Source organism: Pseudomonas reidholzensis, assembly GCF_900536025.1.
Taxonomy (GTDB): Bacteria; Pseudomonadota; Gammaproteobacteria; order Pseudomonadales; family Pseudomonadaceae; genus Aquipseudomonas; species Aquipseudomonas reidholzensis.
The window spans coordinates 1-9,526 of sequence record NZ_UNOZ01000001.1 but is presented as its reverse complement, the minus strand read 5'-3'; the positions used below and the strand labels follow the sequence as shown (position 1 = coordinate 9,526).

Below are 9,526 nucleotides of genomic sequence, written 5' to 3'. Positions count from 1 at the left end.
AGGGGCTGCAGCCGGTCAGGCGGCGCTGGGCGCTGCCGACCGGCATCTACACTGAATAGTGGCCATGCTGCCGAGCATCTGAAACCTACCAATGGAATGAGGGAGGACGCCATGTTCTACGTGCAACGCGACATCGACGGCCAGTTGCTGAGGGTTGAAGCCGCCCCGTATGAGCACTACACGGAGATGCTCCCGGCCGACCACGCGCAGATCCAGGAGTGGTTTTCCGACGTGGTGGTGGAAAACAGCCTCAAGCAGCTCAAGCAGAGTGACCTGGACATGATCCGGGTGCTCGAGGACCTGATCGAGGTGCTCACCAGCAAGGGCGTGTTCAGCATCACCGACTTGCCGATGGGGGCGCAGTCCAAGCTGCTCAGCCGCTCAACCGCGCGTAAGGCATTGGGCAGCTTGAACAACCTGATCGAGGAGGACGAGGGTGGCGGGTTGATCTGAGGCGGGCCTGCGCAAGGGCCGCAATGCGGCCCCGAGGTTCAACGCCAAGGTGCAGGCTGGCCTACCAGCTGACCCTGAATCCCCTGCACGCCCATCTCGCGCAGCACGCGCAATTCGCCTTCGGTCTCGACCCGCTCGGCAATCAGCGGCAAGTCGATGCTGTGCGCGGCGCGTTGCACCGCCTCGATGAACAGCCGCTTGTGCTGTTCCAGGTCGATGCTGCGGATATAACCGCCATCGATCTTCAGGTAGGCCAGGCCCAGGTGCGCCAGGTTGCCGATCATGCTGAAACGCCCACCAAAGCGCTGCAACCCGAGGCCAAAGCCCAGGCCATGCAGACGCCGGGTCAGCTGTTCGAGCACCGGTTGCTCTGGCAACTGCTCCTCACCGATCTCGAAGGTCAACCGCGTACCCAGCGCGCGGTGATGGCTGAGCAGGTCGAAGACTCGCTGCAGCGCCTTAGGGTCAGCCAGGGTCGGCGCCGACAGGTTCAGCGCCAGCGACTCACGGTGCCCCGGCAGGTGCTTGAGGACCTTTTCCAGCACCAGCAGGTCCAGCCGTGCCATCCAGCCAAACCGCTCCAGCCACGGCAGGAAGCGCCCGGCGGCCAAGGCTTCGCCATGCTCGTCATACAGCCGCGAGATGACCTTGTAGTGGAGAATCCGCTCGGGCGCCTGGCTGTCCACCACCGGCTGGAAGAACAGCTCGAACTGGCCCTTTTCGAGCGCTTGGTCGAGCCGCGCATGCCAGGCGTGATGACTGTCGGCAGCCTGCGCCGCAACGCCTTGCTCCAGGCACACCCAGCTCGGCTCGGGTTGGCTTTCGGCACGGGCCAGGGCCTCATCGGCCAACTTCAGCAGGGCCTGTGGCGCGTCCCCTGGGTTGTACGGCGCCAAGCCGATGCAGGCCACCGGGGCGACATCCGTGGCACCGGTCTCATGCAGGCTGCGCAAGGTGGCTTCCAGCGCCTGGGCCAGCTGCACGGCCTCCTGGTGGACCATGCCCGGCGCCAGCACGGCAAACTCGCCACCGCGGCTGCGGGTGATCAGGTCGTTGGTCTGCGGGAAGCTCGCGCAGGTGCGGCGCAACTGCTCGCCCACGGCCTGCAGCAACTGGTCGGTGCGCTGGCCGCCCATGCGCGCGTTGAGCCCCGCCAGGTCCATGACCCGCAGCAACAGCAGGTAACCGGAACGCGCTTCCTCCAGATTGCTGACCCGGGCCGCCAGCTGCATTTCGAAGTAACGCCGGTTGGCCAGCCCGGTGAGGCTGTCCTGGTAGGACTCGGTCCGCAGCTTCTCGCTGCGCTCAGCCTGCTCGGAGAACAGCGCCTTGAGCTTTTCGACCATCTGGTTCATCGCCTGCACCACCCGGCGCAGCTCCGGCGTGCGCGGCAGCTCGGGCAGGCTGAGGAACTCTCGGCGGGCAATCGCGTACGACTGCTCGACCATGTAGTCCAACGGGCGCAACTGCCGGCGCAGCAGCAGTGCGCCTAGCACCGCGCTGACCGCGCCGCACAACAGCAGCCAGCCGAGGCTGCCGAGGGCGCTCTGCCAGAGCTTGGCCAGGGCGAACATCGGGTGGCTGATCACCTCGACCCGCGCCGCCTGCTGCCAGCCACGGCTGACGATCGCATCGCCGCCGGCGGCCTCGAGGCCGATCATGCGGACGAACCACTCCGGTACCCCGCCGCGGTCTGGCTCGGCGTGGCGTTCGACCAGCAAGGCATTGGAGCCCAGGTCGACGACCTTGATGCTCGAGTAGTAGCCACTGTCGAAGATCGAGCTGACCATCAGCTCGACCATCGCCGGGTCGTCGATATTCGGCGTCAGCGACAACGCCAAGGCAGTTGCTGCATCCTGAGCATGCGAGCGCAGTTGGTTGACGTACTGGCTGCGCGAGCTTTCCAGGCTGACCATGAAGCTGCCGCTGAAGGCAACGACCAGGAACAGGCAAATAGCCAGCAGCAATTGTTTGAACAGTGACATCTGTGCTCCTTCAGTAAACCGGCTCGGCCGGGAACCCTTCGGCCTGCATTTTCTTCAGCAAATCCTGCCAGCGCGACAGGCGCTTGGTGTCGCCGACCTTCTTGTTGCCTGCCGCCCCGGTCAGCCACAGACCCTCACCATTGAAGGAATACACCGGCAACAGGTCGGTCCGCTGGCTGGCCGGCTTGATCGCGTCCATCAAGCTGTCGAGCACCAGGGGTTGTGCCTGCGGATTTGCATAATAGGTCAGGACCATGTGCGCGCGGTTCTGGCGCAGGGCCTTTACGTAGGTAATACGCAGTTTTTCACTGGCGATGCCCATGCGCCGCAAGCTGAAATACTTGGCGATGGCGTAGTCTTCGCAGTCGCCGGCGCCTTTGATCAACGACTGGATGGGCGTGGCCCAGTAATCCACTTCGTGCCACAGGTCGATGTCTTCCATGTAACGCAGTTGCTGGTTGAAGAACCGGTTGACCACCTGCAGCCGCTCCAGCTCACTGCCTTGCTGCTGTGTGGCCAGCAGGTTCTGCCAGGCATCGATACGCGCGCGTCCTGGCCCCAGTGGCCCGTACAGGGTCTGCGCACGCTGGCTGATCTGGGAAAAATCCCAATCCGCGCGCAAGCCACCGAGCAGCAGGCAGCCCAGCAACGCAGCACAGCCGAGCCGACCCAGGGCGACTCTGAGCATCCAAGGTATCGCCACTGCGAAGACCTGTTCAGACCAATCGAAAGCCGCGATGGTGCGGCCTGTGGCGGGAAAAGACAATGGCACCTTACAATCATTGCGCCACTGTCGAGGCCCCCGTCATTGCGGTGCTCGGGCGCGTGTTCCGCTTCCCCTGGTGACGGACTTCATTCACCATAGCTGGAGTTGCCCTGCAGGCGCCTGATGACTGTTCATCGCCTGGGTTTGACACCGTTCAAGCCGAACCCTAATTTCATTGGATCCAATATCGCCCGTTGTTGAGGCTGACGCCGAGTGCCCGAGAAAATCAAACTGTTGACCGCCGTACTCGGCACTGAGCAAGTGCCGCCGCACCTGGCACGCAGTGTTATCGAAGAGCGCCTGCGTGGCGCGATCATCGATGGCCGCCTGCCGCCGGGCACGGCCTTGCGCCAGCAAGAACTCGCCAGCCTGTTCGGCGTCAGCCGCATGCCGGTACGCGAGGCTTTGCGCCAGCTCGAAGCACAGGGGTTGCTGCAGGTGGTCATGCACAAGGGCGCGGTGGTTGCGCCGCTGATCGGTGAGGACGCCGTCGACACCTATGCGTTGCGGGTACTGCTCGAGTCCGAAGCGCTGCGCCAGTCGATCCCCCTGCTCGACGCCGAAGACATTGCCCGCGCGCGTGGTTTTATCCAGCAACTGGAAAACGAAACCCGCCACGCCGAGCTCGGCCGGCTCAACCGGTTGTTCCACATGAGCCTGTACGCCAAAGCACAGAACCAGAAACTGCTGCGCCTGATCGAGAACGAGCTCAACGAAGAGGAGCGCTTCCTGCGCTTCCACCTGTCGTCGATGGGCTTGGGCAAACTGACCCAGGACGATCACCACGCCCTGGTCGATGCGGCCAGCGACAAACAGGTGGAGCAAGCGGTCAAGGTCCTCGAAGAGCACCTCAACAACGGCGCCCGGACCATCCGCAAATACCTGGATAGCCAGTCGGCCGTGTGAGATCGACGTCAGCCATCGGAGTTGCAAAATCCCGCCAGCCCGCAAACAATGAGACTAATTATCATTCATTGACTCGCGGCGCACTCCATGCCTCCTCACGACTCCGTGCACACGCTCTACAGCGACCACCACGGCTGGCTGCACGCTTGGCTGCGCAGCAAGCTGGGCAATGCCGCCGATGCCGCTGACCTGGCCCACGACACCTTCGTGCGCCTGCTGCAGCGCCGCGAACCGCTCGAGCTGATTACCCCACGGGCATTTTTACGCACGGTCGCGCGTGGCCTGGTCATCGACCATTGGCGCCGCGAAGAGCTGGCCCGCGCCTACCTCGAAGCCCTGGCACACCTGCCAGAGGCGCAAGCGCCGTCGGCGGAGACCCGCGAACTGCTGCTCGAACTGCTCGAACGCATCGCGCGCATGCTCGACGGCCTCAAGCCCAAGGTCCGCCGCGCCTTTCTGCTGGCCCAGTGCGAAGGCCTGAGCCACAAGGCGATCGCCGAACAGATGGGCATCTCCCTGCGCTCGGTCGAACGCTACATCGCCGACGCGCTGTACCACTGCTACCTGCTGCGCTACGCGGACGAGTGCTGAACGATGAGCGTTGCCCTCCCTTCACCCAAGGTGGTCAAGCAGGCGATCCAGTGGATGCTCAGGCTGCGCGAAGGCGGCCATAACCCGACGCTGCAACAGCAGTGCGAACAATGGCGCGACGCCCACCACGAGCATGAGCTGGCCTGGCAGCGGGTGATCAGCCTGCACCAGGACCTGAACCTGCGCGCCGTGCCAGGCGCCGGGCTGGCCTTGCAGGCGCTGGAAACCAGCGAGCGACGCCTGCACCGGCGCCAAGCCTTGAAACTGCTGAGCGGGATTGCCCTGGCGGGTTCGGCTGCGTGGCTGGGCAAGGACCTGCAGGTGCTCGATGACTGGACGTCCGACTACGCCACGGGTACCGGCGAGCGCCGCAGTTTCCCGTTGCCGGACGGCTCGCTGCTGCAACTCAATACGCGCAGTGCGGCAGACCTGGCCTTCGATGACCGCCAGCGCCTGATCCGCCTCAAGCACGGCGAGCTGATGCTCACCTGCAGCGCCGGCCAGGCGCAGGGCAGGCCTCTGCTGGTGCAAACACAGGACGCCTTGCTGGAGGGCTTCGACGGACGCTTCGTGGTGCGCCAGGACAGCGATTGCACGCGGGTCAGTGTCAGCCACGGCAAGGTCGCCATCCACCGTCCGGGCAACGGCCCGCTGCAGTGGATCAGCAGCGGCCAGCAGTGGCGCCTGGACGGCCAGGGTGCGCACCTGATGACGCATGAGGACATGGACGCGGGTGCGTGGGCTGAGGGGCTGATCGTCACCCGTGACATGCGTCTCGCGGACTTCATTGCCGAGGTGGGCCGCTATCGCCCTGGCTATCTGGGCTGCAGCGAGGAGATCGCCGAGCTGCGTCTGTCGGGGGTGTTCCGCCTGGCGGACACAGACAAGCTACTGGCATTGCTGCCGCAGACCCTGCCCATCAGGCTTCGCCAGCACACGCGCTGGTGGGTGCGCCTGGAGCGGCTGGCCTGAGTAGCCCTGTTCAAGGAATTTTTGGCGGGAACGGGCCGTGAGTCCGGCTAGGACAGTAAGCGAACCCTTCTGCCCTCAACCATCTCACGGACCTCTCATGCGCACCGCCCTACCCTTGTCACGCGCTCCCCACGCGAATGATTTTCGACCTGTCTTGAATTCAACCCGCCTGCGCAAGGCGGTACGCGCCGCACTGTTCGGTACCGCTCTGGGCATCAGTGGCGTGTCGCCACTGGCCATGGCCGCAGAGCCCGCTGCCGCCACCCAGCAGTTCGCCATCCCTGCGGGCAACCTCGACGCGGTGCTCAACCAGTTCGCCCGCCAGGCCGGGATCACCCTGTCGAGCACACCGCAGCTCACCGCTGAGCGGCAATCGCCTGGCCTGCAGGGCCACTACTCCATCAACCAGGCGCTGCGTCAACTGCTCAATGGCACGGGCCTGGAGGCACTCAGCGAGGACGGCGGCAACTATGTGCTGCGCGCCCAGCCCGAGGGTGCCGGGTTGGCCCTGCCGAGCACCGATGTGCGCGGCTTCGCCCTGGGCAACGCACTGGGCAGCATGGAGGGCTACAACGCCACCCATAGCCAGATCGCGACCAAGACCAGTACACCGATCCTGGAAACCACGCAGTCGGTCTCGGTCGTCACGCGTCAGCAGATGGACGACCAGGGCTCGCAGACCGTGGCCCAGGCCATGCGCTACACCCCAGGCGTGCTGACCAACCCCTATGGCGCCACCCACCGCTACGACTACGTGGCCATGCGCGGCTTCAACGACGGCTCGGTGGACAACATCTACGTCGACGGCCTGAAGTCGATGGGCGACAACGGCACCTACAGCACCATGCAGGTCGACCCGTACTTCCTCGAGCGCATCGACATCCTCAAGGGCCCCTCCTCGGTGCTGTACGGGCGCAGTTCGCCAGGTGGCCTGGTGGCCCTGACCACCAAGAAGCCGACCTTCGACCCGTACCACCAGGTCCAGGCCACGGTCGGCACCCAAGGGCAGCGCGGGATGGGCTTCGACTTCAGCGGGCCGCTGGATGACGACAAGCGTATTGCCTATCGCCTGACCGGCCTGGCAGACGCCTCCGACACTCAGTTCGACCACAACAAGGAAGAGCGCTACGCCATCGCCCCGGCCGTCAGCATCGACTTCAGCGAAGACACCTCGCTGACCCTGCAGGCCTACCTGCAGAAAGACCCCAATGGGGGCTACCACGGCGCCCTGCCCTCCGACGGCGCCTTGCACCCGCGCAACGGCCAGCGCCTGTCCGATCACTTCTTCGAGGGTGAGCGTAGCGACAACTACGAGCGCACCCAGCAGTCCTTCAGCTACCAGCTGGAGCACCGTTTCAACGACGTCTTCACCGCACGCCAGAACTTCCGTTACCAGGATTCTGATGTGTCGATGGACCAGGTCTACTTTGCCGGCTGGGCGGATGCCGACAGCAACCTGATGAACCGCGCGTATACCGGCGGCGACGAGCGTCTGCATTCGTTCATCATCGACAATATGCTGCAGGCCGAATTCTTTACCGGGTCGGCCAAGCACACACTGCTGCTGGGCACTGACTACCAGCGGCGCAAGGCCGACGTGTCGTGGCGTTATGGCTCGGTCGACGGCCTCGATGCCGGCAACCCGCAATACGGCAACGGCAACCTTCAGGTCCTCGGCGAAAACAACTACCTGCGTCGCTTGCAGCAGACCGGCATCTATTTGCAGGACCTGGTCGAACTCGACCAATGGCGCTTCTCGCTGGGGCTGCGACAAGACTGGGTCAAGGTCTCTGAAGAGAACCGTGACAGCGACACCCGCGTCAGCGACGACCGCTCGAGCTTCACCACCCGTGCCGGTGTGCTGTACCTGTTCGAGAACGGCATCGCGCCCTACGTGAGCTACTCCGAATCGTTCAACCCGAACACCGTGTCGGACCAGGACGGCCGCCCACTCGCACCGACCGAGGGCACTCAGTGGGAAGCGGGCATCAAGTACCAGCCGCCGGGCACTGACAACCTGTTCACCGCCTCGGTGTTCCGCATCGAGCAGGAGAACCTGGCGTCCAAGCAACCGAACGAAGAGTTCTACCGTGCCGTCGGTGAAGTGCGCTCGCAGGGCCTGGAGCTCGAAGCCCACGTGCAGGTGACCGACAACCTCAAGCTGCTGGGTGGCTACACCTTCACCGACATCGAATACGCCAAGTCGATGCCGAGCCTGGCCTCGCCTGGGCGGGATAACCAAGGCAACTCGCCGACCCAGGCACCCAAGCAGATGGTCTCGCTGTGGGCTGACTACAACGTCCGCCAGGGCGCGCTGGATGGCCTGCGGCTGGGCGGTGGCGTGCGCTATGTGGGGTACAGCTGGGTCGATGCGGAAAACAGCATGAAGGTGCCCGCCTACACCCTGTTCGACGCCTCTATCGGCTATGACCTGGGCAAGGTCGGGCTCAAGGGCGTGGATCTGCGCCTGAACGCCAATAACCTGACCAATGAAAGCTACATCGCCTCCTGTGCCAGCCTGAGCTATTGCTACATGGGTGAGGAGCGCAATGTGAGCGCTACGGTGAGTTACCAGTTCTGAGGTTGAGAGCTGAAACTGAAAAGGCCCGCACCTGATGCCAGGTGCGGGCCTTTTTCATGTACCGGAAAAGACAAAGGCCCTGTCCGCGTTGCGGACAGGGCCTTTGGAATTGAATCTTGACGATGACCTACTCTCACATGGGGAGACCCCACACTACCATCGGCGATGCATCGTTTCACTGCTGAGTTCGGGATGGGATCAGGTGGTTCCAATGCTCTATGGTCGTCAAGAAATTCTGTGTGCCGAACCGTCTGACAGACGCTTCAGCGAAACTTGAGTCTCTATACTTAAAGACAAAACCCCTACCTGCTCGCGCAGATAGGGGTTTTGCGAAATGAATCTTGACGATGACCTACTCTCACATGGGGAGACCCCACACTACCATCGGCGATGCATCGTTTCACTACTGAGTTCGGGATGGGATCAGGTGGTTCCAATGCTCTATTGTCGTCAAGAAATTCTGTTACCAGAACGTCCTGTTGGACACTCCAGCGAATTCGGATATGCGATATTTGTGATGTTACGAATCTTCGGTTCTTTCGTCTTCACCACCGCAATCTGGCTTTCGCTCAAATTGCTTGGGTGTTATATGGTCAAGCCTCACGGGCAATTAGTATTGGTTAGCTCAACGCCTCACAGCGCTTACACACCCAACCTATCAACGTCGTAGTCTTCGACGGCCCTTCAGGGGATTCTAGATCCCAGTGAGATCTCATCTTGAGGCAAGTTTCCCGCTTAGATGCTTTCAGCGGTTATCTCTTCCGAACATAGCTACCCGGCAATGCCACTGGCGTGACAACCGGAACACCAGAGGTTCGTCCACTCCGGTCCTCTCGTACTAGGAGCAGCCCCTCTCAAATCTCAAACGTCCACGGCAGATAGGGACCGAACTGTCTCACGACGTTCTAAACCCAGCTCGCGTACCACTTTAAATGGCGAACAGCCATACCCTTGGGACCGGCTTCAGCCCCAGGATGTGATGAGCCGACATCGAGGTGCCAAACACCGCCGTCGATATGAACTCTTGGGCGGTATCAGCCTGTTATCCCCGGAGTACCTTTTATCCGTTGAGCGATGGCCCTTCCATACAGAACCACCGGATCACTAAGACCTACTTTCGTACCTGCTCGACGTGTGGGTCTCGCAGTCAAGCGCGCTTTTGCCTTTATACTCTACGACCGATTTCCGACCGGTCTGAGCGAACCTTCTTACTCCTCCGTTACTTTTTGGGAGTAGACAGCCCCAGTGCCATCACCCACCATTCACTGTCCT

At 62.7% G+C, this 9,526-nt stretch carries 7 protein-coding genes and 3 rRNA genes; 5 read left to right on the top strand and 5 right to left on the bottom strand.

The window, feature by feature from the left end:
* The first annotated feature begins 111 nt into the window (after positions 1-111).
* Complete coding sequence (locus CCOS865_RS00050; protein ID WP_119136956.1) at positions 112-453, top strand: tryptophan synthase subunit beta; 342 nt, start codon at positions 112-114, stop codon at positions 451-453.
* A 38-nt stretch (positions 454-491) separates the two neighbouring features.
* On the opposite strand, the gene lapD is transcribed toward CCOS865_RS00050, so the two are convergent.
* Positions 492-2,438 carry a cyclic di-GMP receptor LapD gene (lapD, locus tag CCOS865_RS00045; protein ID WP_119136955.1) on the bottom strand — a complete coding sequence of 649 codons (1,947 nt, stop codon included), beginning with the start codon at positions 2,436-2,438 and terminating at the stop codon, positions 492-494.
* Positions 2,439-2,448: 10 nt separating this feature from the next.
* Entirely contained in the window at positions 2,449-3,210 is a 762-nt protein-coding gene (lapG, locus tag CCOS865_RS00040; protein WP_208644484.1) for a cysteine protease LapG, read from the bottom strand.
* 207 nt (positions 3,211-3,417) lie between these two features.
* On the opposite strand from lapG, the gene CCOS865_RS00035 reads away from it, so the two are divergent.
* From CCOS865_RS00035 to CCOS865_RS00020, 4 genes are all read left to right on the top strand, one after another.
* Positions 3,418-4,110 carry a GntR family transcriptional regulator gene (locus CCOS865_RS00035; protein ID WP_119136953.1) on the top strand — a complete coding sequence of 231 codons (693 nt, stop codon included), beginning with the start codon at positions 3,418-3,420 and terminating at the stop codon, positions 4,108-4,110.
* A gap of 87 nt (positions 4,111-4,197) precedes the next feature.
* Positions 4,198-4,701 (top strand): sigma-70 family RNA polymerase sigma factor, encoded by a 504-nt coding sequence (locus CCOS865_RS00030; RefSeq protein WP_119136952.1) that lies wholly within the window; start codon positions 4,198-4,200, stop codon positions 4,699-4,701.
* 3 nt (positions 4,702-4,704) lie between these two features.
* Complete coding sequence (locus CCOS865_RS00025; protein WP_119136951.1) at positions 4,705-5,673, top strand: FecR domain-containing protein; 969 nt, start codon at positions 4,705-4,707, stop codon at positions 5,671-5,673.
* Positions 5,674-5,842: 169 nt separating this feature from the next.
* A complete protein-coding gene (locus tag CCOS865_RS00020; RefSeq protein ID WP_279630102.1) occupies positions 5,843-8,254 on the top strand; it encodes a TonB-dependent siderophore receptor in 2,412 nt (803 codons plus the stop codon).
* 114 nt (positions 8,255-8,368) lie between these two features.
* Here CCOS865_RS00020 and rrf (CCOS865_RS00015) read toward each other — a convergent pair.
* The 3 genes from rrf (CCOS865_RS00015) to CCOS865_RS00005 form a co-directional block, all read right to left on the bottom strand.
* Positions 8,369-8,484 (bottom strand): 5S ribosomal RNA (gene rrf / locus CCOS865_RS00015).
* 109 nt (positions 8,485-8,593) lie between these two features.
* Positions 8,594-8,709, bottom strand: a 5S ribosomal RNA gene (gene rrf / locus CCOS865_RS00010).
* 134 nt (positions 8,710-8,843) lie between these two features.
* A 23S ribosomal RNA gene (locus CCOS865_RS00005) occupies positions 8,844-9,526 on the bottom strand; the annotation flags it as partial.